Origin of the sequence: Naasia lichenicola (assembly GCF_004801885.1) — a bacterium.
Classification (GTDB): domain Bacteria; phylum Actinomycetota; class Actinomycetes; order Actinomycetales; family Microbacteriaceae; genus Naasia; species Naasia lichenicola.
The window spans coordinates 24,476-48,291 of the sequence record NZ_SSSM01000002.1 but is presented as its reverse complement, the minus strand read 5'-3'; the positions used below and the strand labels follow the sequence as shown (position 1 = coordinate 48,291).

Sequence of the window (23,816 nt, the reverse complement as noted above, 5' to 3'; positions counted from 1 at the left end):
GGGTCTGAGGCCGCGGCCTCTTCCTGCCTGTCCGCTCGTCGCGGTCGATCTAGGCTGGTGCGCACCATGACACTGCTCGACGACCGCCCCGTGCAGACCGCTCCCGTCCGCACCTATGAGGTGCGCACCTTCGGCTGCCAGATGAATGTGCACGACTCCGAGCGGCTGAGCGGATCGCTCGAGGCGGCCGGATACGTCCGCGCCGACGGAGTCGAGGCCGACGTCGTCGTCATCAACACCTGCGCCGTCCGAGAGAACGCCGACAACAAGCTCTACGGCAACCTCGGGCAGCTCGCGTCGATCAAGCGCGGTCACGAGGGGATGCAGATCGCGGTGGGCGGGTGTCTCGCGCAGAAGGACAAGAACGTCATCCTCGAGAAGGCCCCATGGGTCGATGTGGTGTTCGGAACCCACAACATGGGCTCCCTGCCCACCCTGCTCGAGCGGGCTCGACACAACGGCGAGGCTCAGCTCGAGATCCTCGAGTCGCTCGAGGTCTTCCCCTCCACCCTGCCGACCCGCCGGGAGTCGACCTACAGCGGATGGGTGTCCGTCTCCGTCGGCTGCAACAACACCTGCACCTTCTGCATCGTGCCCAGCCTCCGCGGCAAGGAGAAGGATCGCCGCCCGGGCGAGATCCTCAGCGAGGTGCAGGCGCTCGTCGACGACGGAGCCATCGAGGTCACCCTCCTCGGCCAGAACGTCAACTCCTACGGCGTCGAGTTCGGTGACCGCGGTGCCTTCGCCAAGCTCCTGCGCGCGGCAGGTCGGATCGAGGGACTGCAGCGCATCCGCTTCACCAGCCCGCACCCCGCCGCCTTCACCGACGACGTCATCGACGCGATGGCCGAGACGCCCTCCGTCATGCCGCAGCTGCACATGCCGCTGCAATCCGGCTCCGACCGCATTCTCAAGGCGATGCGCCGGTCCTACCGGTCCGAGAGGTTCCTCGGCATCCTGGACCGGGTCCGCGACCGGATCCCGGACGCCGCGATCACGACCGACATCATCGTGGGCTTCCCGGGCGAGACCGAGGAGGACTTCGCCGAGACGCTGCGGGTCGTCGAGCAGTCCCGGTTCTCCTCCGCCTTCACCTTCCAGTACTCGATCCGCCCGGGCACGCCTGCTGCGACCCTGCCCGACCAGGTCCCCAAGGCCCTCGTGCAGGAGCGCTACGAGCGGCTCGCGGCCCTGCAGGATCACATCTCCTGGGAGGAGAATCGGGCGCAGGTCGGCCGCGAGGTGGAGCTGCTGGTCTCGTCCGCCGACGGCCGGAAGGACGCCGACACCCACAGGCTCACCGGGCGCGCGCGCGATGGGCGACTCGTGCACTTCGCGATCGCCGAGGGCGGCATCGCGCCGCGGCCCGGCGATCTCGTGCGCACCGTGGTCACCGACGCGGCGCCGTACCACCTCATCGCCGACGCGCCCGCCGGAGTGCGGATCACGCCGACCCGCGCGGGCGACGCCTGGGATCGCGCGGAGCAGGAGTCCTGCGGCGTCCCGACGCCTGCCGCAGGCGGAGCCGGCACAGGGGCCACCGCGAGCCGGCGTCCCGTCTCCCTGGGCATCCCGCTGCGCCGACCGGGACAGTGAGCTCGGCCGACCCCCTGATCGTCGTCGCCGGCCCGACGGGGACCGGCAAGTCGGGGCTCTCCCTCGACCTCGCGGAGCTCCTCGCGTCCCGCGGCCGCACCGTCGAGATCGTCGGTGCCGATGCCATGCAGCTCTACCGGGGGATGGACATCGGCACCGCCAAGCTGCCGCCGGCAGAGCGGCGCGGGATCGCCCATCACCTGATCGACACCCTCGATCCCTCCGAGATCTCGACCGTCGCCGACTATCAGGCCGCGGCGCGTGCCGCGATCGCCGACATCCGGTCGCGGGGGAGCATCCCCCTGCTCGTCGGCGGATCGGGTCTCTACATCTCGTCCGTGACCCAGCCGCTCGACTTCCCCGGCACCGACGCCGCGGTGCGCCTGCGGCTCGAGGCGGAGCTGGCAGAGCTCGGATCGGCGGCGCTCTGGACGCGGCTTCGCGACACCGACCGGCCCGCCGCGCTCGCCATCGATGCCGCCAACGGGCGCCGGATCGTCCGTGCGCTGGAGGTGATCGAGATCACCGGTCGGCCGTACTCGGCTGTGCTCCCGCAGGAGAGCAGAGAGCAGGCCGAGCCGATCCGTACGGTCGTGCTCGATGTCCCGGTCGATCAGCGTGAGGCGCTCAAGGCGACCTTGGCGGCCCGGGTGGAGCGGATGTTCGCGGACGGCCTGATCGCCGAGGTCGAGTCGCTCGGTCCCAAGGCTCTCGGCACGACCGCACGGCGGGCCATCGGCTACGCGCAGGCCGTCTCCGTGCTGGAGGGCCGTTCGAGCGTCGACGAGGCGATCGCCGAGACCGTCCAGCTCACCGTGCGGTACGTGCGTCGGCAGCGGTCGTGGTTCGGACGCTATCGGGACGCGCACCGCCTCGACTCCCAGCGGAGCGACCTCGTGGCGGCGGCCGACGCGTTCATCTCGGCATGAGCGCCGGCCCGCGCGCCCTCCGACGAGCATGGCGAGCGGCGGGCGTGCGGAAGTTCGCCAATAGGCTGGCCGCATGACCACGATCCCGTTCACCAAGGGGCACGGCACCGGCAACGACTTCGTGCTGATCGCCGATCCCGACGGTGAGCTCGACCTGACCCCCGCGCAGATCGCGGCGCTCTGCGATCGGCACTTCGGCATCGGCGCCGATGGCGTGCTCCGAGCCGTCCGATCCGCCCGCATCGATGCGGGTGCCGCGGCCCTCGCCGAGGACCCGGATGCCGAGTGGTTCATGGACTATCGGAACGCGGACGGCAGCATCGCCGAGATGTGCGGCAACGGCATCCGGGTGTTCACCGCCTTCCTGCTCGACGAGGGGCTCGCCGAGATCCCCGGCGGCGGCACCATCGCCATCGGCACCCGCGGAGGTGTCCGTGACGTGCACCGAGCATCGGTCGGGTTCTCCGTGGACCTCGGCCGCTGGACGCTCGACTCCGCCGAGCCGCTGGTGCACGTGAAGGACGTCCCGGTCGCCCGTCCTGGCATCAGCATCAGCGTGCCGAACCCGCACGTGGTGATCGCGGTGGCGGATGACGACGAGCTCGCCGCCGCAGACCTGACCTACATCCCGCAGCTCGATCCCGCACCGGCGGAGGGCGCCAACGTCGAGCTCGTCCTGCCGGGGGATCCGCTCGTGCAGGACGGGGTGGGCCGGATCAGCATGCGCGTGCACGAGCGCGGCAGCGGTGAGACGCTGTCCTGCGGCACCGGCGCGGCGGCGGCGGCCCTCGCCACCCGCCACTGGGCCGGAGCCGGCGCGCCGAACGCCTGGCGCGTGCAGGTGCCCGGCGGCACGCTCGGCGTGCGGATGTTCCCGGTCGAGGAGGGCGAGCACGTCTCGCTCAGCGGCCCTGCCGACCTCGTCTTCTCGGGCACCGTGGAGATCTGAGCCGGCTCGCTAGAGCCGGCCCACCCGCAGCACTCGGAAGCCCTTGCTGATCTGCTCGCGCGTCGTCGCGAAGTCCTCGGCGAAGCGCTCGTCGAGCCATCTCTGCAGGGAGTCCGCCCCGAGGTTCTTCTGGACGACGAGCCACGCCTCGCCGTCGGGCTCGAGACGCGGCAGCCAGTGCTCGAGCATGCCGTGCAGCACGGCCTTGCCGACGCGGATCGGCGGATTCGACCAGATCGCGGCGAATCTCAGGTCTCCGGGAACATCTTCGGGCCGGGATGTGTTCAGATTGAGTATGGACAAGTGATCAGCGTTCGCCCGCGTCAGCGCGAGGGCCCGGTCGTTCACATCGACGGCCCAGACCTTCGCCTCTGGCGACGCGAGCGCCAAGCTGATCGCTATCGGCCCCCATCCGCAACCCAGATCCAGCAGGTTGCCGAGCGGAGGGGGCGACGGCACGGTGTCCAGGAGCACCTTGGTCCCCTGATCGACATGATCCGGGCTGAAGATGCTCCCCGACGTCGTGACCTCGATCTCGCGCCCGCCCAGCGAGACTGCGATCCGCCGAGTGGCGAAGGGACCCGACGGGCTCTGCGAGAAGTAGTGCTCGCTCGTCATCGAGGGTCCGATCCGATGGGGATCGACGAGCAGGCCGATGCGCGACTCGGCGCCGAGAGCGGCGGCGCGCACAGCGAAGCTCCGACCCCCGACATAACAGGCAACCTAGCGGAAAGCAGGAACTAGTGTTGAAGCCCATGAATGAGCGCGAGGACGCGGCACCCGAGGACGAGACGACGACGCCCGACCTCGGAGACGACGTCGTGGCCCGCGTGCTCGCACGAGCCGAGGGCCGCGCGGCGGGATACGAGCTCTTCCCCGCCTCGGAGGGAGCGCAGTCGCGCACCCCGTTCCGCTCCGACAGCGACGGCGACCAGCTCGACCTCGAGGAGCGCAACGCGCTCCGACGCGTGGCCGGACTGTCGACCGAGCTCGAGGACGTCACAGAGGTCGAGTATCGGCAGCTCCGACTGGAGCGGGTCGTGCTGATCGGCGTGTACCAGAGCGGCGGCCTCGTCGACGCGGAGAACTCGCTTCGCGAGCTGTCCGCACTCGCCGAGACCGCGGGTGCTGTCGTGCTCGACGGCCTGCTGCAGCAGCGGCCCCATCCCGATCCGAGCACCTACCTCGGCAAGGGCAAGGCGGAGGCGCTGCGCGACACCGTGCGCGCGCTCGGGGCGGACACAGTGGTGGCCGACACCGAGCTGGCACCCAGCCAGCGGCGCGCCCTCGAAGACGTCGTCCGGGTGAAGGTCATCGACCGCACCGCGGTCATCCTCGACATCTTCAGCCAGCACGCCAAGAGCCGCGAGGGCAAGGCGCAGGTCGAGCTCGCGCAGCTCGAGTACCTCCTCCCGCGTCTGCGCGGCTGGGGTGACTCGATGTCCCGCCAGGCCGGTGGCCAGGTGGGCGGCGCGGGTGCCGGCATGGGATCGCGTGGTCCCGGTGAGACGAAGATCGAGCTCGATCGTCGTCGCATCCACACCCGGATGGCGCGTCTGCGCAAGCAGATCAAGGAGATGAAGCCGGCGCGCGACGCCAAGCGGGCCAACCGCAAGCGCAACGCCGTGCCGTCCGTCGCCATCGTCGGCTACACCAACGCGGGCAAGTCCAGCGTGCTCAATCGCCTCACGAAGGCGGGTGTGCTCGTCGAGAACGCGCTGTTCGCGACCCTCGACGCCACCGTGCGCAAGCACGAGACGCCCGACGGCCGCGCCTACACGCTGGCCGACACCGTCGGCTTTGTGCGCAACCTGCCGCATCAGCTGGTGGAGGCGTTCCGCTCCACCCTCGAGGAGACCGCCGACGCGGACGTCCTCGTGCATGTCGTCGACGGATCGCATCCGGATCCTGCCGCGCAGCTGAGCACGGTCCGCGGCGTCATCGGCGAGGTGGGCGCGCGCGACATCCCCGAGCTGGTGGTGTTCAACAAGTCCGACCTGGTGTCGCCCGACGACCGGATCGCCCTGCGCGGCCTCGAGCCGAACTCGGTGTTCGTCTCCGCGCGCACGGGGGAGGGCATCGAGGAGCTGCTCGAGCGCATCGCGGAGCTCGTCCCGCGGCCGCGGCTCGAGGTGCGCGCTCTCGTGCCGTACGACCGCGGTGAGCTGATCGCTCGCGTGCACGATCGCGGCCAGCTCATCTCCACCGAGTACGAGGAGGGCGGAACGCTGGTGCACGCGTACGTCGAGCCCGAGGAGTTCAGTGCGCTGGAGTCCTTCGTCGTCCGCCCGGCCATCGCCGCCGAGTAGACGCGGAACCGAGAACGGCCCGGGAGCATCGAGCTCCCGGGCCGTTCCGTGTCTGAGGTCTGATCACGGAGAAGGGTCGGATCAGACGGCGCGCAGCACCGCGACGATCTTGCCGAGGATCTCGGCCTGGTCGCCCATGATCGGCTCGAACGCGCTGTTGCGCGGCAGCAGCCAGGTGTGGCCGTCGCGCTGCTTGAAGACCTTGACGGTGGCCTCGCCGTCGAGCATGGCCGCGACGATCTCGCCCTGTTCCGCCGAGCTCTGAGTGCGCACCACGACCCAGTCCCCGTCGCAGATCGCGGCGTCGATCATCGACTCGCCCACGACCTTGAGCATGAACAGGTCGCCCTTGCCGACGAGCTGACGCGGCAGCGGGAAGATCTCCTCGACCTGCTGATCGGCGGTGATCGGCACTCCGGCGGCGATGCGTCCGACCAGCGGCACCATCGCCGCGTCGCCGATCGGCGTCCCCGAATCGCCACCGTCATCGGAGGTCGGCAGATCGATGAGCACCTCGAGGGCACGTGGCCGATTCGGGTCGCGGCGGAGGTAGCCCGAGAGCTCCAGCTGACCGAGCTGGTGGGTCACGCTGGACAGCGAGGCGAGCCCCACGGCGTCGCCGATCTCCCGCATGCTCGGCGGATAGCCCCGCGACGCGACCGATCGCTGGATGACCTCCAGGATGGCCAGCTGCTTGTCGCTGAGGCTCTTGCGGCGGCGGGTACCCGGGCGCTCGGCGGTCATGAGTCGTCTCCATCCATCGTCCGCCCGCGCGCGCCGTCCATGGCGATCCATGGACCCGTCTCACGTCCCCCGGGCGATGTCGGAGGCTGCTGATTGCCTGTCTCCGAACATCGAAACTGTATCCGTCACGAGCGTGACTCGCAATGATTCGTTCGGCTGTGTCTTCGAATGACACACAGAAATGGGGTCTTCGGATCGGGTTTGCAATGTTCGACACTCGAAGATATGTTCGGTACAGATCTTCGGGGCCGACGCTCCGGCCGAGAGTCGGCCCCAGGATCGCCAACTTCCCGCCGGCTGCTCGGCAGCGCGGGGAAACGCATTGGGGGATGCAGATGACCAGCACAGCGCTCCACGGATTCGCCATCGGCGGTCAGCGCCGCTCTCGGCTCCGCATCACCGCCCGCGGGCGTGCCGCCCTGGCCGTCATCGTGCTGGCGCCCGTGGTGGCAGCCGCGATCGCGCTCTCGTCGGCTCCCGCCGTCGCGTCAGATGCGCCTCGGGACTCCAACCCAGTCTCCTTCAGCTACATCACGGTCGAGTCGGGGGAGTCGCTGTGGTCCATCGCCGAGCGCATCGCGCCCAAGGCCGATCCCCGCGACGTCATCACCGAGATCTCCGCGCTCAACGGCCTCGACGGCGCATCCGTGTCCGCGGGCCAATCTCTAGCCGTGCCGCAGCAGTACGCCCCCTGAGATCCAGCACTGCCGTGCGGACAGAACACGTCCGTCTGCAGCAGTGTTCGGTCCGCATGACAGTGTTCGGCGGATCGGCCTCAGCGTGGCTGCGCCCGTAAGCTCGTCCGGTGACTTCGCTCGACGACCTGCCCATCCGCGACAACCTCCGCGGCCTCTCGCCATACGGGGCTCCGCAGAAGCACGTGCGAGTGGCGCTCAACGTCAATGAGAACACCCACGGTGTCCCGGCGGACGTCGCCGACGACATCGTCGCATCGATCGCAGCGGCGATCTCGCAGATCCACCGCTATCCGGATCGTGAGTTCACCGAGCTCCGCGAGAGCCTCGCGGGCTATCTCAACGAGGAGAGTGCCGGCGCCGGGCTGAGCGCGGAGCAGCTCTGGGCGGCCAATGGCTCCAACGAGGTCATCCAGCAGATCCTGCAGGCGTTCGGCGGTCCCGGGCGATCCATCCTGGGCTTCCCGCCCACCTACTCGATGCACTCGATCATCGCCTCCGGCACGGATACGGCATACATCACCGGGCAGCGCGACGCGGAGTACCGCATCTCGCCCGAGACGGTGGTCCGCGAGATTGCCCGCACCGAGCCCGACATCGTCTTCCTCTGCGCACCCAACAATCCGACGGGCACGCCCGTCGGGCTCGACACCATCGAGGCCGCATACGACGCGACCCGAGGACTGGTCTTCGTCGACGAGGCCTACGCCGAGTTCATGCCGACCGGCACCCCGAGCGCGGTCACCCTGCTGCCCGGCCGCGAGCGCCTGCTGGTCTCCCGCACCATGAGCAAGGCGTTCGCGTTCGCGGGCGCACGCGTCGGATATCTCGCGGCCGACCCCGCCGTGATCGATGCTCTGCGCCTCGTCCGGCTGCCCTATCACCTGTCCGCGCTGACCCAGGCGGCGGCCGTCGCCGCGCTGCGGCACTCCGCCGAGATGCTGGCTCGGGTCGACGAGATCAAGGAGCAGCGCGACCGGATCATCGCCGAGCTGCCCGCCCTCGGCTACTCCGGCTGGGAGAGCCACGCCAACTTCGTCCTCTTCGGCGGCCTCAAGGATCCGCACGCCACCTGGCAGCGACTGCTCGACGAGGACGTCCTCATCCGCGATCTCGGCATCCCCGGCACCCTGCGGGTCACCGCGGGCACGGAGGAGGAGACGACGGCGTTCCTCGACGCCCTCGCTCGTGCTGACGGCGCCGAGTAGCGGAGTCATTCGGGTATTCGAGCCGGGCGGAAGGCCGGACCCCTCGGCGCTTCTAGAATCGGTGTCATGAGCCCATCCGGAAGCGGCGACCGCACCGCCCGTCTCCAGCGCGAGACGAGCGAGTCCTCGATCGACCTCCGCCTCGACCTCGACGGCACCGGAGCGTCGTCCATCGACACCTCCGTCCCCTTCTTCGACCACATGCTCACCGCCTTCGCGAAGCACTCGCTCACGGACCTGACGGTGAAGGCGAACGGCGACATCGAGATCGACGTGCACCACACCGTCGAGGACACGGGCATCGTGCTCGGCACCGCCATCCGCCAGGCCCTCGGCGACAAGGCCGGCATCGCCCGCTTCGGCGACGCCCTCGTCCCGCTCGACGAGGCCCTCGCTCGCGCCGTGGTCGACATCTCGGGCCGCCCGTACCTCGTGCACGGCGGCGAGCCGGCCGGCTTCGAGTTCCACCTGATCGGCGGTCACTTCACCGGTTCCATGGTGCGGCACTTCTTCGAGGCGCTGACGATGGCGGCCGGCCTCACCGTGCACCTCGAGCTGCTCGCCGGACGCGACCCGCACCACATCGCCGAGGCGGAGTTCAAGGCCTTCGCGCGCGCGTTCCGTCAGGCCAAGGAGTTCGATCCGCGAGTCAGCGGCGTCCCCTCCACCAAGGGCGCGCTGTGAGCGGTCGGTCGGCAGCGGCGGTGGCGTCGTGAGCGCGCCGAAGGTCGTCGTCTTCGACTACGGCAGCGGCAACGTCCACTCTGCGGTCAAGGCCCTGCAGCTGGCCGGAGCCGATGTCGAGCTCACCGGTGATCGGGCGCGCGCGCTTGAAGCCGACGGTCTGGTCGTGCCCGGCGTCGGCGCATTCGCCGCCGTCATGGAGCAGCTGAACGCCGTGAACGGCGCGCAGCTGATCGACCAGCGCCTCGCCGGCGGACGCCCGGTGCTCGGCATCTGCGTCGGGATGCAGGTGCTCTTCGAGCGCGGCATCGAGCGAGGCAGCGATGTCGACGGCCTGGGGGAGTGGCCCGGAACCATCGATCTGCTCGACGCGCCCGTGCTGCCGCACATCGGCTGGAACACCATCGATGCGCCCGCCGACTCGCGCCTCTTCGCCGGTCTCGCGGACGAGCGGTTCTACTTCGTGCACTCCTACGGCGCCCGTGAATGGACGATGGACGAGCAGCCGCAGTACCGGCCGCCGCTGGTGACCTGGGCCACCCATGGCGCGCCGTTCGTGGCAGCGGTCGAGAACGGGCCGCTGTCTGCGACGCAGTTCCACCCGGAGAAGTCGGGGCAGGCCGGCATCCGACTCCTCTCCAACTGGCTGGGCACCCTCGCCGCCTGAGCGTCGCACCTGTCGATCGCCCGCCCGGCGTCGCCGGTAGAGTCGTTGGCGTTTTGACCGCCGCCCGGAAAGCAGCCATGACCGACTTCAGCACCACACCTCCTCTCGTCCTGCTTCCCGCCGTCGACGTCGCCGACGGCCAGGCCGTGCGGCTGACCCAGGGGGAGGCCGGCACCGAGACCGGCTACGGCAGCCCTGTGGATGCGGCCCGCGACTGGGTCGACCAGGGCGCCGAGTGGATCCACCTCGTCGACCTCGATGCGGCATTCGGCCGCGGCAACAACGCCCATGTCATCGCCGATGTGATCAAGGCGGTCAAGGGCGTCAAGATCGAGCTGTCCGGCGGCATCCGCGACGACGCATCGCTCGAGCACGCCCTGGACAGCGGGGCGACTCGCGTCAATCTCGGCACAGCGGCGCTCGAGAACCCGGCCTGGGCGGCCGGCGTGATCTCCCGGTTCGGCGAGGCGATCGCCGTGGGGCTGGATGTGCGCGGCCACACACTCGCCGCACGCGGCTGGACGAAGGACGGCGGCGACCTGTGGGAGGTGCTGGAGCGCCTCGAGGATGCCGAGTGCGCCCGCTACGTCGTCACCGACGTCACCAAGGACGGCACCCTCAAGGGTCCGAACCTCGAGCTGCTGTCCGAGATCATGAAGCGCACCGAGCGGCCGGTCATCGCCTCCGGCGGCGTCTCCAGCCTCGCCGACCTCGTGGCGCTCCGCGGCCTCGTGCCCGAGGGCCTCGAGGGCGCGATCGTCGGCAAGGCCCTGTACGCCGGCGCGTTCACCCTCACCGAGGCGCTCGGCGTCGCCGCAGAGTAGCCGACCCGTGGCGGAGGAGTCGAAGCAGCCGGACGATCCGGAACCCGCGCTGCACGGGCACGATCCACTGACCGACTCGGCGGGACAGCCATGGGCGGGGCGGCACTTCGAGCCGGTCGCCTACGACGGCGACGACGGGTCGGCTCCCGCGGCGATCGTGGACGCGATCGCACAGTTCCGGGCTGGAGCGATCGGCGCCGGCGAGGTCCTGGAGGCGCTCCGCGGCGAGCGCCTGCTCGTGCCGCTCGTCGCCCGCCTCGGCGAGGGCGGCGACGGCGCCCACGGCCTGCGGACGGACAAGTCGGCGGAGCTCTCCATCGTCACGGTGCGGGGTCCGGATGAGCGCACCGTGCTGCCCGCGTTCACCTCGATGGCGGCGATGACGAGGTGGAACGCGAATGCGCGGCCGATCCCGGTGCAGGCGGAGCGGGTCGCGCTGGCCGCCGCCGCCGAGGGCACCGATCTCGTGGTGCTCGATCCGCTGTCCGACACCGAGTTCGCGCTGCGCCGACCCGGCGTGTGGGCACTGGGAAACGGATCCCGCTGGCTGCCCGCGCCCGAGGATCCGTCCGTCCTGGCCGCTCTGGAGTACGCGACGCAGGGCGAGCCCGACATCCGCCGGTTCGAGGTGCTGGACGGCGACCCCGAGGCGCGACTGATCGCCCCGGAGATCGTCGTGCGCCTCACCCTGCGCGAGGGGCTCGATGCCGCTGCGGTATCCGAGCTGCTCGCGCGACTGAGCGCGCGCTGGAGCCTCAGCGAGCTGATCTCCGAGCGCGTCGACTCGATGATGGTGCGCCTCGCCTGATCCTGATCAGGTGACGGGGCCGGTCCACTTCTCGCCGGGACCCTTGCCGATCGGGTCGGGGAACGGCGACGCCTCGCGGAAGGCGAGCTGCACCGAGCGCAGACCGTCGCGCAGCGCCCGTGCGTGGTGGTCGCCGATGTGCGGCGCGGTGGCGGTCACTAGGCCCGCGAGCGCGTCGATGAGCTTGCGCGCCTCGTCGAGGTCGGGCTTGGCATCGGGCTCCTCCCCGAGCCCGCACTTCACCGCGGCGGCGCTGAGCAGGTGGACGGCGACCGTGTTGATGACCTCGACGGCCGGCACGTCGCCGATGTCGCGGGCGTAGTCGTCGTAGCGACCGTCGTCGTGACGGCCATCGGCGTCCGCCGAGGACCCGGCCGACGAGCCCGTCGGGGCCTCGGAGTAGACGTAGCTGTCGGACATGGATCGACCCCTTCGATGCGAGCGCGGTCTCTGCTATCATTCTTCAGGCCGTCGGAGAGATCCGACGCCGGAAAAGTGGAGGAAACTCCCACCCGCGATAACCGCTTCATCAGGTTACCGGGTCAGTGACACCCCCTCGCCCGTCCGATCAGACCCCGTCTGAGCACGACGGCGCAGCGTGGGTGTGGCGCGTTCGCGCGCAGAGCGAGACTCCTCTTTTCCCCAGCCGGTGCCAACCAGGCATCGGACATCGTGAGAAGGAGCAACGCATCAGCGATCCCCGTACAAACGACCGTATCCGCGTCCCCGAGGTCCGCCTCGTGGGCCCGGCCGGCGAGCAGGTCGGCGTGGTGTCCATCGACGTCGCGCTCCGCCTCGCCCAGGAAGCCGATCTCGACCTCGTCGAGGTGGCCCCCAACTCTCGGCCCCCCGTGGCCAAGATCATGGACTACGGGAAGTTCAAGTACGAGGCGGCGCAGAAGGCCAAGGAGGCTCGTCGCAACCAGGCGAACACCATCCTGAAAGAGGTCCGGTTCCGCCTCAAGATCGACAACCACGACTACGAGACGAAGCGCAAGCGCGCCGAGGGCTTCCTCAAGGCCGGCGACAAGGTCAAAGCCATGATCCTGTTCCGCGGCCGCGAGCAGTCCCGCCCCGATCAGGGCGTGCGCCTGCTGCAGCGATTCGCCGAAGACGTCAGCGAGTACGGCACCGTCGAGTCCACCCCGACCATCGACGGCCGCAACATGGTGATGATCATCGGCCCGCTCAAGAACAAGGCGGATGCCAAGGCCGAGGCCGACGCCCGTCGCAAGACCACCCGCCCCGCGGAAGGCGCACCAGCCGCCCCCGAGGCTCAGACAGCAGGAGCCGACGCTCCTGTTCCCACCAAGGAGACAAATGCCTAAGCAGAAGACGCACTCAGGTGCGAAGAAGCGCTTCAAGATCACCGGCACCGGCAAGCTCATGAAGCAGCAGGCCGGCATGCGTCACAACCTCGAGGGCAAGCCGAGCAACGTGACCCGTCGTCTCAACCAGGACCAGGTGCTGTCGCCCGCCGACGCCAAGGTCGCCAAGAAGCTGCTGGGTCTCTGAGCCTCGGCTCGCGACTCGCACCCGCATCCAGATAAGGAACACGCACCATGGCAAGAGTGAAGAGGGCCGTCAACGCCCACAAGAAGCGTCGGGTCATCCTCGAGCGCGCAGAGGGCTACCGCGGACAGCGGTCGCGCCTCTACCGCAAGGCGAAGGAGCAGGTCACCCACTCCCTCGTCTACTCCTACCGTGACCGCCGTGCGCGCAAGGGCGACTTCCGTCGTCTCTGGATCCAGCGCATCAACGCGGCCGCCCGCGCGAACGACATGACCTACAACCGCTTCATCCAGGGCCTCGGCCTCGCGGGCATCGAGGTCGACCGTCGCATCCTGGCCGAGCTCGCGGTCAACGAGCCCGCCACCTTCGCGGCCCTCGTCGCGTCGGCCAAGGCAGCCCTCCCCGCCGACACGTCGGCGCCCAAGGTCGCGTCCGCCTGAGTCGCTCCACCTGAGCTGCCCTCCTGAGGTCGGCAGCTTCGGCGAACTGCCCAGTTCTGCCGCTTGGAATGCATTCCGAGCGGCAGAACTGGGCAGTTCGGCGTTTTAGGAGCCCGTAGGGTTGGCGGGTGCTTGAGAACCCGCGTGCCGCCCAGGTCAAGGCGATCGGCCGCCTCGCCTCCCGTCAGACCCGAGAAGAGACGCGTCAGTTCCTCGTCGAGGGCCCTCAGGCGGTGTCCGAGGCGATCGCCTGGCGCGCCGATCTGATCGACGAGCTGTACGCGACGCCGACCGCCATCGAGCGGCATCGCGAGATCGCCGAGGCCGCCGAGAGCGCCGGGATCGAGCTCGAGTTCGTCACCGAGGACGTCCTCCTGGCCATGGCCGACACCGTCACCCCGCAGGGATTCGTCGCCGTCGTCCGGCAGTTCCCGGTCTCCGCCCGACGGATCTTCGAGGACAGCCCGACGCTCGTCGTGATCCTCGAAGAGGTCCGCGACCCCGGCAATCTGGGCACCATCATCCGCGCGGCCGATGCGGCGGGCGCGGATGCGATCGTCCTGACCGGGCGCACGGTCGACCTCTACAACCCCAAGGTCGTGCGATCCACCACCGGATCGATCTTCCATCTGCCGATCGCCGTCGGCGCCGACCTCGAGGCGATCCTCCCGCGTGCCCGTGAAGCGGGCCTGCAGATCCTCGCCGCCGACATCAAGGGCGACGATCTGCTCGCCGTGCGCCGTGACGGCGGACTGGCCGCCCCGACCGCCTGGCTGTTCGGCAACGAGGCCCACGGCCTGCCGGACGACAAGCGCGCCCTCGCGGATCGGTCCGTCAGCGTGCCGATCTACGGTCACGCCGAGTCGATGAACCTCGCGACCGCGGCCTCGGTCTGCCTCTTCGAGAGCGCCTTCGCCCAGCAGCCCTGATCTCGCGTGAGCTGCCCAGTTCTGCCGCACGCGAGGCGTCTCGGGCGGCAGAACTGGGCAGCTCACTCCGATCGTCCGCGCCAACCACCGGGTCAGTAGACTTTCCAACCGTGTCTGGAGCCAGTCCTGTGAGCGCGAGCGAACCGAATCCCATCAGCGAGGTCGCTGTCGAATCAGCGGTCGAATCGGCACTCGCCGCCGTCGCTCAGGCGGGCTCGCTCGCCGAGCTCAAGCAGGCCCGCGCGGCCCACGCGGGGGAGGGATCGCCTCTCGCCAAGCTCAACGCCGAGCTGCGCAACGTCGCTCCAGCCGACAAGGCTGCGACCGGCAAGCTCGTCGGGCAGGCCCGCGGCCGGGTGAACACCGCCCTCGCCGCCCGCGAGGTCGAGCTCGTCGAAGCCGAGACCGCCGCCCAGCTCGTGGCCGAGGCCGTCGATGTCACCGCAGCCTCCAGCACCTGGACCGCCGGCGCTCGTCATCCCCTCTCGCTCCTCCAGGAGGAGGTGTCGGACATCTTCGTCGGCATGGGATGGGAGATCGCGGAGGGACCGGAGCTCGAGCACGAGTGGTTCAACTTCGACGCCCTCAACTTCGATGAGGACCACCCCGCGCGCGCGATGCAGGACACCTTCTTCGTCGATCCGCCCGAGCGTCATCTGGTGATGCGCACCCACACCTCGCCCGTGCAGGTCCGCTCGCTGCTCGAGCGCCCGCTTCCGGTCTACGTGCTCTGCCCGGGCCGCGTGTACCGCACCGACGAGTTCGACGCGACCCACCTGCCCGTCTTCATGCAGTTCGAGGGACTCGCCATCGACAAGGGCCTGACCATGGCGCACCTGCGCGGCACCCTCGAGCACTTCGCCCGGATCATGTTCGGCGACGAGGCGAAGATCCGGCTGCGTCCCAACTACTTCCCGTTCACCGAGCCGTCGGCCGAGATGGATGTCTGGCAGCCCAACGCCAAGGGCGGGGCGCGCTGGGTCGAGTGGGGCGGATGCGGGATGGTGAACCGCAACGTCCTGCGGGCCGCCGGCATCGACCCCGACGTCTACCAGGGCTTCGCCTTCGGCACGGGAATCGAGCGGACCCTCCAGTTCCGCAACGAGCTCAATGACATGCGCGACATGGCCGAAGGCGATGTCCGATTCAGCAGGCAGTTCGGAATGGTGCTCTGATGCGCGTCCCCCTCAGCTGGCTCGCCGAATACGTCGACCTCCCGGCCGGCACGACGGTCGCCGACCTCCACGCGGCCCTGGTCCGGGTCGGATTCGAAGAGGAGACCGAGCACGGCTTCGGCGTCTCCGGCCCGGTCGTCGTCGGCGAGGTGCTCGAGTTCACGCCCGAGCCGCAGTCGAACGGCAAGACGATCCGCTGGTGCTCCGTCCGCGTCGCTCCCGAGGGGCAGGTAGCGGCCGATGGCGGCGCCGATGTGCGCGGCATCGTCTGCGGTGCCGGCAACTTCCTCGTCGGCGACAAGGTCGTCGTCACCCTGCCCGGCAGCGTGCTGCCCGGCCCCTTCCCGATCGCCGCGCGCAAGACCTACGGCCACATCTCGGACGGGATGATCGCCTCCTCCCGCGAGCTCGGCCTGGGGGAGGAGCACGACGGGATCCTCCGCCTCGCGTCGCTCGGCCTCGATCCCGAGGTCGGCACCGACGCCCTCCAGCTGCTCGGCCTCGACGATCAGGCCGTGGAGGTCAACGTCACCCCCGACCGCGGCTACGCGTTCTCGATCCGCGGCATCGCCCGGGAGTACGCGCACTCCACGGGGGCGACCTTCCGTGATCCCGCCGACCTGCCCGCGCTGCCCGCGTCGAGCGGCTTCCGCGTGCGGATCGACGACCAGGTACCGATCCGCGGCCAGATCGGCTGCTCGGTCTTCGTGACCCGGGTCGTCCGCGGCATCGACGCCGGCCGCCCGACGCCGCCGTGGATGGCATCCCGCCTGCGCCTGTCGGGCGTGCGCTCCATCTCCCTGACCGTCGACATCACCAACTACGTCATGCTCGAGCTCGGCCAGCCGCTGCACGGCTACGACCTCGACACCCTCGTCGGCGGCATCACCGTGCGTCGGGCGACGGCCGGCGAGACGATCGAGACGCTCGATGGTCGAACCAGGAAGCTCGACCCCGAAGACCTGCTCATCGCCGACGACGAGGGTCCGATCGGCATCGCCGGAGTCATGGGCGGCGCGCGGACCGAGTCCGGCGCCGCGACCCGCGACGTCCTGATCGAGGCCGCGGTGTTCGACCCGGTGTCGATCGCCCGCTCGGCTCGTCGACACAAGCTGCCGAGCGAGGCGTCCAAGCGCTTCGAGCGCGGCGTCGACCCCAAGGTCTCAGAAGCGGCCGCCACACGGGCCGCGCAGCTGCTCGTCGAGCTCGCCGGTGGCACCCTCGACGTCTTCGGCTCGGCCCACCACGCCGCGGTCGCGCCTGCCGCGATCGAGCTGCCGGCCGGCTTCGTGTCCAGGCTCATCGGCGTCGAGTACGACGACGTGGAGATCCGCTCCGCCCTCGCCGAGCTCGGCGCGGCGGTGGAGGAGAGCGTCGACGGCTTCACCGTCACCCCGCCGACCTGGCGCCCCGATCTCACCGACGCATCCACGCTCGCGGAGGAGGTCGCCCGCCTCGGCGGCTACGACCGGATCCCCTCCGTGCTGCCCGTCGCCCCGCCTGGCCGTGGGCTGACCCGCGCCCAGAAGCTCCGCCGCTCCGTCGCCCGGTCGCTGGCCGCGGCCGGGGGAGTGGAGATCCTCTCCTTCCCGTTCGTCCGCGAGGCGGACAACGCGCTGTTCGGCGCCGCGGAGGGCGTGGCGCCGTCCATCCGGCTGGCCAATCCGCTCGATGCCGAGTCGCCGGTGCTCCGCCGATCGCTCATCCCGGGACTGCTGGCTGTCGCCAAGCGCAATCGGGAGCGCGGCTTCGTCGACCTCGACCTCTACGAGGTCGGATCTGTCTTCACGCCGGCCGAAGGAGTCGTGTACGGCACCGACACCATCCCGCCGATCGCCGCACTGCCGACCGAGGCGACGCTGGCCGCCATCCAGGACGGCATCCCGCCGCAGCCGCGTCACGCGGCTGTGGTCCGGATCGGCAACCGGGTCGCCAAGCAGCCCGGCCAGGAGGCGATCCCCACCTCATGGCGGGACGCACTCGACGCCGCTCAGCAGATCGCCGCAGCGGTCCGCGTCCCCATCCGGGTCGAGCAGGGCGCTCACCAGGCCTTCCATCCGGGCCGGACCGCGGTCCTCCTCGTCGACACCGCAGATGGACCACTCGTTGCCGGATATGCGGGGGAGCTGCTCCCGTCGGTCGCCGAGGCGGCGGACCTGCCGCGCGTCGTCGCGGTGGCCGAGCTCGACCTCGACCTGCTGATCCGTGCCGCCGACCCCGACGCGCACGCGGTGGAGATCGCCGCGCTGCCCGCCGCGACGCAGGACCTGTCGCTCGTCGTCTCGAGTGAGGTGCCCGCCGGAACGGTGCTCGACGCCGTCCGCCGTGGTGCCGGATCGCTGCTCGAGGACATCCGACTCGTGGACGACTACCGCGGACCCGGCGTCGGCGAGGGCCAGAAGTCGCTCACCTTCGCGCTGCGCTTCCGCGCGCCGGATCGCACGCTGACCGCCGCCGAGGCCACCGAGGCGAAGCTCGCCGGCGTCGCGACAGCGGCGGAGGAGTTCGGCGCCACCCTCCGCGAGTAGGTCGCAGCGGCCGAGCGCCTTCGGCGGCGGTCTGCTCGGCCACCTTTTCCGGCCGCGGCCACCTCTTCCGCTGACGGCACGTGTTGCATCCCATGCCGTCACGCCGAAAGGTGGCCGAGCGTGCGAAAGGGGTGGCCGAGCGCGAACGCAGGTACAGGACTGCCGCGGATTTGGTGAATCGCGGAGCGCGGGGTTAGCCTCATCCCCGTGGAGAGCACTCGGAACCTGAACGCGCGTCGTCGCGTCATCCGTCGTGCCCGCCGAGGTGCCGAGCGAATGGCGTCGACGCCGCAGCGCTGACCCGGCCCTCCAGCTGGTCGCCCGCGACGTCGCCTTGTCCAGGCCCTCGTCCCTCCTCTCACTAAGGTAGAAACATGCCTTTGTCCGTTGCCGTAGCCGGCGCTTCCGGCTACGCGGGCGGAGAGCTCCTCCGGCTTCTCGCCGGTCATCCGGAGTTCTCCATCGGCACGCTTACCGCGCACTCGAATGCCGGTCAGTCGCTCGTGTCCGTCCAGCCGCACCTGCGCTCACTGGCCGGTCACGTCCTGGTGCCGACCGACGCGCACAACCTCGCGGGGCACGATGTCGTGTTCCTCGCGCTTCCGCACGGCGCCTCTGCGGCGATCGCGGCAGAGCTCGACGGCGACACCCTCGTGATCGACTGCGGAGCCGACCACCGGCTCGAGTCGTCCGCCGACTGGGCGGCCTTCTACAGCGGCGATCACGCCGGAACCTGGGCGTACGGGGTGCCCGAGCTGCCCCTCGCTCCGGGCATCGACCCGCTGCACCTCGGCGCCACCAAGCAGCGGGAGCGCATCGTCGGAACCCGTCGGATCGCGGCACCCGGCTGCAACGCGAGCACTGTCGCGCTCTCGATCGCCCCCGGCATCGCAGCCGGCGTGATCCAGCCCACCGACATCGTCTCGGTGCTGGCCGTCGGCCCGTCCGGAGCCGGCAGGGCCCTCAAGCAGAACCTGCTGGCCGGAGAGATCCTCGGCAGCGCGAACCCGTACGGCATCGGCGGCGTTCATCGCCACATCCCCGAGATCCTGCAGTCCCTTCGCTGGGCGGGCGCCGTCGATCCCACCATCTCCTTCACCCCGGTCCTCGTGCCGATGTCTCGGGGGATCCTCGCGACCTCCACCGCAGTGCTCACTCCCGGGGTGACCGCGGCCGAGGTGCGAGCGGCCTGGGAGCTCGCCTACGCCGGTGAGCCCTTCGTCCAGCTGCTGCCGGCGGGGGAGTTCCCGCGCACCGCCGATGTCCTCGGCGCCAACACCGCCCTGCTCGGGCTCGCCATCGACGAGGCCGCCGGCCGGGTGGTCGTGATCGCGGCAGTCGACAACCTCGCCAAGGGCACGGCGGGTGCGGCGATCCAGTCGGCCAACATCGCCCTCGGCTTCGAGGAGACCCTCGGCCTCCCGCTGGATGGAGTAGCCCCATGAGCGTCACCGCAGCAGCAGGATTCGAGGCGGCGGGCGTCGCCGCCGGGCTGCGGTCCAGCGATGGCCCAGACGTCGCCCTCGTCGTCAACCGCGGACCGCTGCAGCACGCGGCAGCGGTCTTCACCAGCAACCGCGCCAAGGCGAACCCCGTCCTCTGGAGCCAGCAGGTGATCGCCGACGGCACAGCGAGCGCCATCGTGCTCAACGCCGGCGGAGCCAACTGCTTCACCGGGGCGTTCGGCTTCCAGACGACGCATCAGACCGCCGAAGCCGTCGCGTCGGCCCTCGATGTCTCCGCAGGCGATGTGCTCGTCTGCTCCACCGGACTGATCGGAGTGGGCGACGAGACGTTCCGTGCCGGCGTCCTCCGGGGCGTCGCCGCGGCCGCGGCTGCGCTCAGCACCGACGGCGGAGCCGATGCGGCGCTCGCCATCATCACCACCGACACCCACTCCAAGCAGGCGCTCGCCACGGGGGAGGGCTGGACGATCGGCGGCATGGCCAAGGGCGCGGGCATGCTCGCTCCCGGGCTCGCCACGATGCTCGTGGTGCTGACGACCGATGCCGTGCTCTCCTCGCAGGACCTCGATGCGGCCCTGCGCGCGGCGACGCGGACGACCTTCGACCGGCTCGACTCCGACGGCTGCATGTCCACGAACGACACGGTCGCGCTGCTATCGAGCGGCGCGTCGGGGACCACCCCGCATCTCGCCGATTTCGAGGCCGCCCTCGAGGCCGTCTGCCTGGATCTCGCCCTGCAGCTGCAGACCGATGCCGAGGGCGCGAGCCACGACATCACCATCGAGGTGACCGGCGCCGCCAGCGAGGACGACGCCGTGGAGGTCGGCCGCTCCGTCGCCCGGAACAATCTCTTCAAGGCCGCCATCTTCGGCGGAGATCCCAACTGGGGCCGCGTGCTCGCCGCGATCGGAACCACGTCGGCGCCGTTCGACCCCTACGCCGTGGACGTGAGCATGAACGGCGTGCGCGTCTGCTCGGCCGGGGCGCCCGACCGTCCTCGCGACGAGGTGGATCTGACCGGTCGCGCCGTGCACGTACTCATCGACCTCGCCGTCGGCGATGCCTCGGCATCGATCTACACGAGCGATCTCACCCACGACTACGTGCACGAGAACAGCGCGTACTCCAGCTGATGGCCGACACGTCCAGCCAGATCGCGACCCCGAGGGCCGCACAGCCCTCCGTCGAGCTCACCATCCAGACCACCACTCAGGCCGAGGCCTCGGTCAAGGCGGCGACCCTGATCGAATCGCTGCCATGGCTCAAGCGCTTCGCCGGCCAGATCATCGTCGTGAAGTTCGGCGGCAACGCCATGGACGATCCCGAATCGGTCCGTGCCTTCGCCGAGGACATGGTGTACCTCCGCTACGCCGGCATCCGCCCGGTCGTCGTGCACGGCGGCGGACCGCAGATCTCCTCCATGCTCGAACGGCTCTCCATCCCCAGCGAGTTCCGCGGCGGCTACCGCGTCACGACCCCCGAGGTCATGGAGGTCGTGAGGATGGTGCTCTCCGGTCAGGTCAGCCGTGACATCGTCGGCCTGATCAACGAGCATGGGCCGCTGGGAGCAGCGATCTCCGGGGAGGATGCGGGACTGTTCTTCGCCCGCCGCCGCGGCGCGATCGTGGATGGCGAAGCCGTGGATCTCGGCCTCGTCGGCGACGTCGTCCTGGTCAATCCCGAGACGGTGCTCGAACACCTCGAGGCCGGCCGCATCCCGGTGGTCTCGACCATCGCTCCCGACATCGACGAGCCGGGACAGTCGCTCAACGTCAACGCCGACTCGGCGGCCGCCTCGCTGGCCGTCGCCCTCGGCGCCGCCAAGCTCGTGGTGCTCACCAACGTCGCTGGCCTCTACAGCGACTGGCCGAACACGGATTCGCTCGTCTCCCAGATCTCGAGCGACGAGCTCGCGCGGCTGATGCCCACCCTCGACTCCGGCATGATCCCCAAGATGGCGGCCTGCCTAGAGGCGGTCGCCGGCGGCGTCGAGAAGGCGGCCGTCATCGATGGACGGGTGCCGCACTCGATCCTCCTGGAGATCTTCACCGGCAGCGGAATAGGAACGGAGGTCGTGCGATGACACAGACCAGCACAACGGACACCAGCCATGCGGTCGAGCCGGTCGACGACCCGCCCATCGCGGATGAAGCGCTCGGCCGGAGGCCGCTCGCCGACGGCCTCAGCGCCCGGCACGGCGCCGCCCTCATGCGGACCCTGAGCACGCCGCTCGCCGTGCTCGAACGCGGCGAGGGCGCATGGGTCTGGGACGTGGACGGCAACCGCTACCTCGACTTCCTGGCCGGCATCGCCGTCAACTCGCTCGGACACGCCAGCCCGATCGTCGCCGAGGTCGCAGCGCGCCAGGCCGCCACCCTCGTGCACGTCTCCAACTACTTCGCGACGCCCTCACAGGTCGCCCTGGCCGAGCGCCTGATCCGGCTGACCGGCGCGGGGGAGAACGGCCGCGTCTACTTCGGCAACTCGGGCGCCGAGGCGATGGAGGCGGCGTTCAAGCTGGCCCGCCGCAACTTCGTGGACGGACGGCACCGCATCCTCGCGCTGCACAACTCCTTCCACGGCCGCACCATGGGCGCTCTCGCCCTCACTGGCAAGCCGTCGCTGCAGGACCCGTTCCGGCCGATGGTCGCCGGCGTCGATCACATCGACTCCACGATCGCCGCCCTCGAGGAGTCGATCGACGACTCCGTGGCGGCGCTGGTCCTCGAGCCCATCAAGGGCGAGGCCGGCGTGCTGCCGCTTCCCGAAGGCTTCCTGGTCCGTGCTCGGGAGCTGACCCGTCAGCACGGAGCGCTGCTCATCATCGATGAGATCCAGACGGGAGTCGGACGCACCGGCGCCTGGTTCGCCTATCAGCACGACGGGGTCGTTCCGGACGCGGTCGCGATCGCCAAGGGCATAGCCGGCGGCATCCCCATCGGCGCCCTGGTGACCATCGGTGCGGCCAGCGACCTGCTCATCCGCGGTGATCACGGCAGCACCTTCGGCGGCAACCCGTTCGCGACGGCCGTCGCCGATGCCGTGCTCGAGGAGATCGAGCGTGCCGGTCTCGTGCAGAACGCCGCCGTCCGGGGCGAGCAGCTCCGCGAGGTGATCGAGGGGATCGGCTCACCGCTGATCACCGAGGTGCGCGGACGCGGCCTGATGATCGGCGTCGGCGTCGCGGACGGGCGGGCGGCAGAGCTGGCCGACGCCGCCCTGCAGCACGGCCTCATCATCAACGCGCCGAACTCCGACAGCCTCCGGATCGTCCCACCGCTGATGATCGGCGACGACGAGATCGCCGCCTTCGCCGAGCTCTTCCGCCAGACGCTGGCCGATCTCCCGGAGTCGGCCTCATGACAAGGTCCCTCTCCGAAAGGCCCGGCATGGCACGCCACCTCCTCCGCGACGACGATCTCAGCCCGGCCGAGCAGGCCGAGATCCTCGATCTCGCCCTCGAGGTCAAGCAGGACCGCTTCGCGAACACGCCGCTGGCGGGGCCCCAGACGGTCGCAGTGATCTTCGACAAGTCCTCCACTCGCACCCGGGTCTCGTTCGCCGTTGGCATCGCCGACCTGGGCGGCAGCCCGCTGATCATCTCCACCGCGAGCAGCCAGCTCGGCGGCAAGGAGACCGCGGGCGACACGGCTCGAGTGCTCGAGCGGCAGGTCGCGGCCATCGTCTGGCGCACCTATGCGCAGAAGGGACTCGAGGAGATGGCGGCAGGCACGACCGTGCCCGTCATCAACGCGCTGTCCGACGAGTTCCACCCCTGCCAGCTTCTGGCGGACCTGCTCACCATCCGCGAGCACCGCGGCGCGCTGGCCGGGCTGACCGTCGCGTTCGTAGGCGACGGCAGCAGCAACATGGGCCAGTCCTACCTGCTCGCCTGCGCGACGGCGGGGATGAACGTGCGGATCGGATCGCCCATCGAGTACGAGCCGTCTCAGGCCGTGGTGGACGACGCGTTCGCGATCGCGGAGCAGACCGGCGGATCGGTGGCCGTGCTCGCCGACCCGATCGCCGCGGTGGGCGGCGCAGACATCGTGGTCACCGACACGTGGGTGTCGATGGGGTTCGAAGACGAGAAGGCGGCGCGGATCACCGCCCTCAGCCCGTACAAGGTCACGCCCGAGCTGATGGCCCACGCCGCTGCCGACGCTCTCTTCCTGCACTGCCTGCCCGCCGACCGCGGCTACGAGGTCGACGCCGCCGTCATCGACGGACCGCAGAGCGTCATCTGGGACGAGGCCGAGAACCGGCTGCACGCCCAGAAGGCACTGCTCATCTGGCTGCTCCGGCAGCAGGGCTGACCGCCCCACCCGACCCGTCCCGCACCGGGACACCGAC

The 23,816-nt window shown here is 70.2% G+C and carries 24 protein-coding genes; 21 read left to right on the top strand and 3 right to left on the bottom strand.

The genetic code is table 11. The features are described from left to right. Positions 1-66: 66 nt before the first annotated feature. From miaB to dapF, 3 genes are all read left to right on the top strand, one after another. The gene (gene miaB, locus E6C64_RS04470) at positions 67-1,596 is read left to right on the top strand and encodes a tRNA (N6-isopentenyl adenosine(37)-C2)-methylthiotransferase MiaB (RefSeq protein ID WP_136426449.1); all 1,530 of its coding nucleotides are present in this window, start codon (positions 67-69) and stop codon (positions 1,594-1,596) included. Then, positions 1,593-2,525, top strand: coding sequence for a tRNA (adenosine(37)-N6)-dimethylallyltransferase MiaA (miaA, locus tag E6C64_RS04465; protein ID WP_136426448.1), 933 nt, complete (start codon positions 1,593-1,595; stop codon positions 2,523-2,525). The genes miaB and miaA overlap by 4 nt, the downstream gene beginning before the upstream one ends. A gap of 73 nt (positions 2,526-2,598) precedes the next feature. Then, positions 2,599-3,474, top strand: coding sequence for a diaminopimelate epimerase (gene dapF, locus E6C64_RS04460; RefSeq protein ID WP_136426447.1), 876 nt, complete (start codon positions 2,599-2,601; stop codon positions 3,472-3,474). A 9-nt stretch (positions 3,475-3,483) separates the two neighbouring features. On the opposite strand, the gene E6C64_RS04455 is transcribed toward dapF, so the two are convergent. Next, positions 3,484-4,092 (bottom strand): class I SAM-dependent methyltransferase, encoded by a 609-nt coding sequence (locus tag E6C64_RS04455; protein ID WP_136426584.1) that lies wholly within the window; start codon positions 4,090-4,092, stop codon positions 3,484-3,486. A 137-nt stretch (positions 4,093-4,229) separates the two neighbouring features. Here E6C64_RS04455 and hflX point away from each other — a divergent pair, with 137 nt between their 5' ends. Further along, a complete protein-coding gene (gene hflX / locus E6C64_RS04450; protein ID WP_136426446.1) occupies positions 4,230-5,783 on the top strand; it encodes a GTPase HflX in 1,554 nt (517 codons plus the stop codon). An 81-nt stretch (positions 5,784-5,864) separates the two neighbouring features. On the opposite strand, the gene lexA is transcribed toward hflX, so the two are convergent. Next, entirely contained in the window at positions 5,865-6,527 is a 663-nt protein-coding gene (gene lexA / locus E6C64_RS04445; protein WP_136426445.1) for a transcriptional repressor LexA, read from the bottom strand. A 335-nt stretch (positions 6,528-6,862) separates the two neighbouring features. Between lexA and E6C64_RS04440 the strand changes: the two genes are divergently transcribed. The 6 genes from E6C64_RS04440 (at position 6,863) to E6C64_RS04415 (ending at position 11,413) form a co-directional block, all read left to right on the top strand. Next, positions 6,863-7,222 carry a LysM peptidoglycan-binding domain-containing protein gene (locus tag E6C64_RS04440; protein ID WP_199240956.1) on the top strand — a complete coding sequence of 120 codons (360 nt, stop codon included), beginning with the start codon at positions 6,863-6,865 and terminating at the stop codon, positions 7,220-7,222. A gap of 110 nt (positions 7,223-7,332) precedes the next feature. Then, complete coding sequence (locus tag E6C64_RS04435; RefSeq protein ID WP_136426443.1) at positions 7,333-8,430, top strand: histidinol-phosphate transaminase; 1,098 nt, start codon at positions 7,333-7,335, stop codon at positions 8,428-8,430. Positions 8,431-8,496: 66 nt separating this feature from the next. Beyond that, entirely contained in the window at positions 8,497-9,114 is a 618-nt protein-coding gene (gene hisB / locus E6C64_RS04430) for an imidazoleglycerol-phosphate dehydratase HisB (RefSeq protein WP_136426442.1), read from the top strand. Positions 9,115-9,142: 28 nt separating this feature from the next. After that, the gene (hisH, locus tag E6C64_RS04425) at positions 9,143-9,781 is read left to right on the top strand and encodes an imidazole glycerol phosphate synthase subunit HisH (RefSeq protein ID WP_136426441.1); all 639 of its coding nucleotides are present in this window, start codon (positions 9,143-9,145) and stop codon (positions 9,779-9,781) included. 77 nt (positions 9,782-9,858) lie between these two features. After that, the gene (gene priA / locus E6C64_RS04420) at positions 9,859-10,605 is read left to right on the top strand and encodes a bifunctional 1-(5-phosphoribosyl)-5-((5-phosphoribosylamino)methylideneamino)imidazole-4-carboxamide isomerase/phosphoribosylanthranilate isomerase PriA (protein ID WP_136426440.1); all 747 of its coding nucleotides are present in this window, start codon (positions 9,859-9,861) and stop codon (positions 10,603-10,605) included. 7 nt (positions 10,606-10,612) lie between these two features. Then, on the top strand, positions 10,613-11,413 hold the full coding sequence (locus tag E6C64_RS04415) for an SseB family protein (RefSeq protein WP_233255466.1): 801 nt from the start codon (positions 10,613-10,615) through the stop codon (positions 11,411-11,413). A gap of 6 nt (positions 11,414-11,419) precedes the next feature. Here the strand turns inward: E6C64_RS04415 and E6C64_RS04410 are convergent, their stop codons facing one another. After that, positions 11,420-11,833, bottom strand: a complete 414-nt coding sequence (locus E6C64_RS04410; RefSeq protein WP_233255465.1) for a DUF1844 domain-containing protein — start codon at positions 11,831-11,833, stop codon at positions 11,420-11,422. Positions 11,834-12,102: 269 nt separating this feature from the next. Between E6C64_RS04410 and infC the strand changes: the two genes are divergently transcribed. From infC to argF, 11 genes are all read left to right on the top strand, one after another. Continuing rightward, complete coding sequence (gene infC / locus E6C64_RS04405; protein WP_136426581.1) at positions 12,103-12,741, top strand: translation initiation factor IF-3; 639 nt, start codon at positions 12,103-12,105, stop codon at positions 12,739-12,741. Continuing rightward, positions 12,734-12,928 carry a 50S ribosomal protein L35 gene (gene rpmI / locus E6C64_RS04400; protein ID WP_136426439.1) on the top strand — a complete coding sequence of 65 codons (195 nt, stop codon included), beginning with the start codon at positions 12,734-12,736 and terminating at the stop codon, positions 12,926-12,928. Before infC ends, rpmI begins: the two co-directional genes overlap by 8 nt. Before the next feature lie 47 nt (positions 12,929-12,975). Continuing rightward, complete coding sequence (rplT, locus tag E6C64_RS04395; RefSeq protein WP_136426438.1) at positions 12,976-13,365, top strand: 50S ribosomal protein L20; 390 nt, start codon at positions 12,976-12,978, stop codon at positions 13,363-13,365. A gap of 128 nt (positions 13,366-13,493) precedes the next feature. Beyond that, entirely contained in the window at positions 13,494-14,294 is an 801-nt protein-coding gene (locus E6C64_RS04390; protein ID WP_136426437.1) for a TrmH family RNA methyltransferase, read from the top strand. Between the two features lie 128 nt (positions 14,295-14,422). Beyond that, positions 14,423-15,469: a phenylalanine--tRNA ligase subunit alpha gene (gene pheS / locus E6C64_RS04385; protein ID WP_136426436.1), complete on the top strand. Its 1,047-nt coding sequence runs from the start codon at positions 14,423-14,425 to the stop codon at positions 15,467-15,469. Further along, positions 15,469-17,997, top strand: a complete 2,529-nt coding sequence (gene pheT / locus E6C64_RS04380) for a phenylalanine--tRNA ligase subunit beta (RefSeq protein ID WP_136426435.1) — start codon at positions 15,469-15,471, stop codon at positions 17,995-17,997. Before pheS ends, pheT begins: the two co-directional genes overlap by 1 nt. A 374-nt stretch (positions 17,998-18,371) precedes the next feature. Continuing rightward, positions 18,372-19,442 (top strand): N-acetyl-gamma-glutamyl-phosphate reductase, encoded by a 1,071-nt coding sequence (argC, locus tag E6C64_RS04375; protein WP_136426434.1) that lies wholly within the window; start codon positions 18,372-18,374, stop codon positions 19,440-19,442. After that, positions 19,439-20,596, top strand: a complete 1,158-nt coding sequence (gene argJ, locus E6C64_RS04370; protein ID WP_136426433.1) for a bifunctional glutamate N-acetyltransferase/amino-acid acetyltransferase ArgJ — start codon at positions 19,439-19,441, stop codon at positions 20,594-20,596. The genes argC and argJ overlap by 4 nt, the downstream gene beginning before the upstream one ends. Further along, entirely contained in the window at positions 20,596-21,546 is a 951-nt protein-coding gene (argB, locus tag E6C64_RS04365) for an acetylglutamate kinase (RefSeq protein ID WP_136426432.1), read from the top strand. Before argJ ends, argB begins: the two co-directional genes overlap by 1 nt. Positions 21,547-21,671: 125 nt before the next feature. After that, complete coding sequence (locus E6C64_RS04360; RefSeq protein WP_233255478.1) at positions 21,672-22,826, top strand: acetylornithine transaminase; 1,155 nt, start codon at positions 21,672-21,674, stop codon at positions 22,824-22,826. Positions 22,827-22,852: 26 nt separating this feature from the next. Next, positions 22,853-23,779 carry an ornithine carbamoyltransferase gene (argF, locus tag E6C64_RS04355; protein WP_136426430.1) on the top strand — a complete coding sequence of 309 codons (927 nt, stop codon included), beginning with the start codon at positions 22,853-22,855 and terminating at the stop codon, positions 23,777-23,779. Positions 23,780-23,816 lie beyond the last annotated feature (37 nt).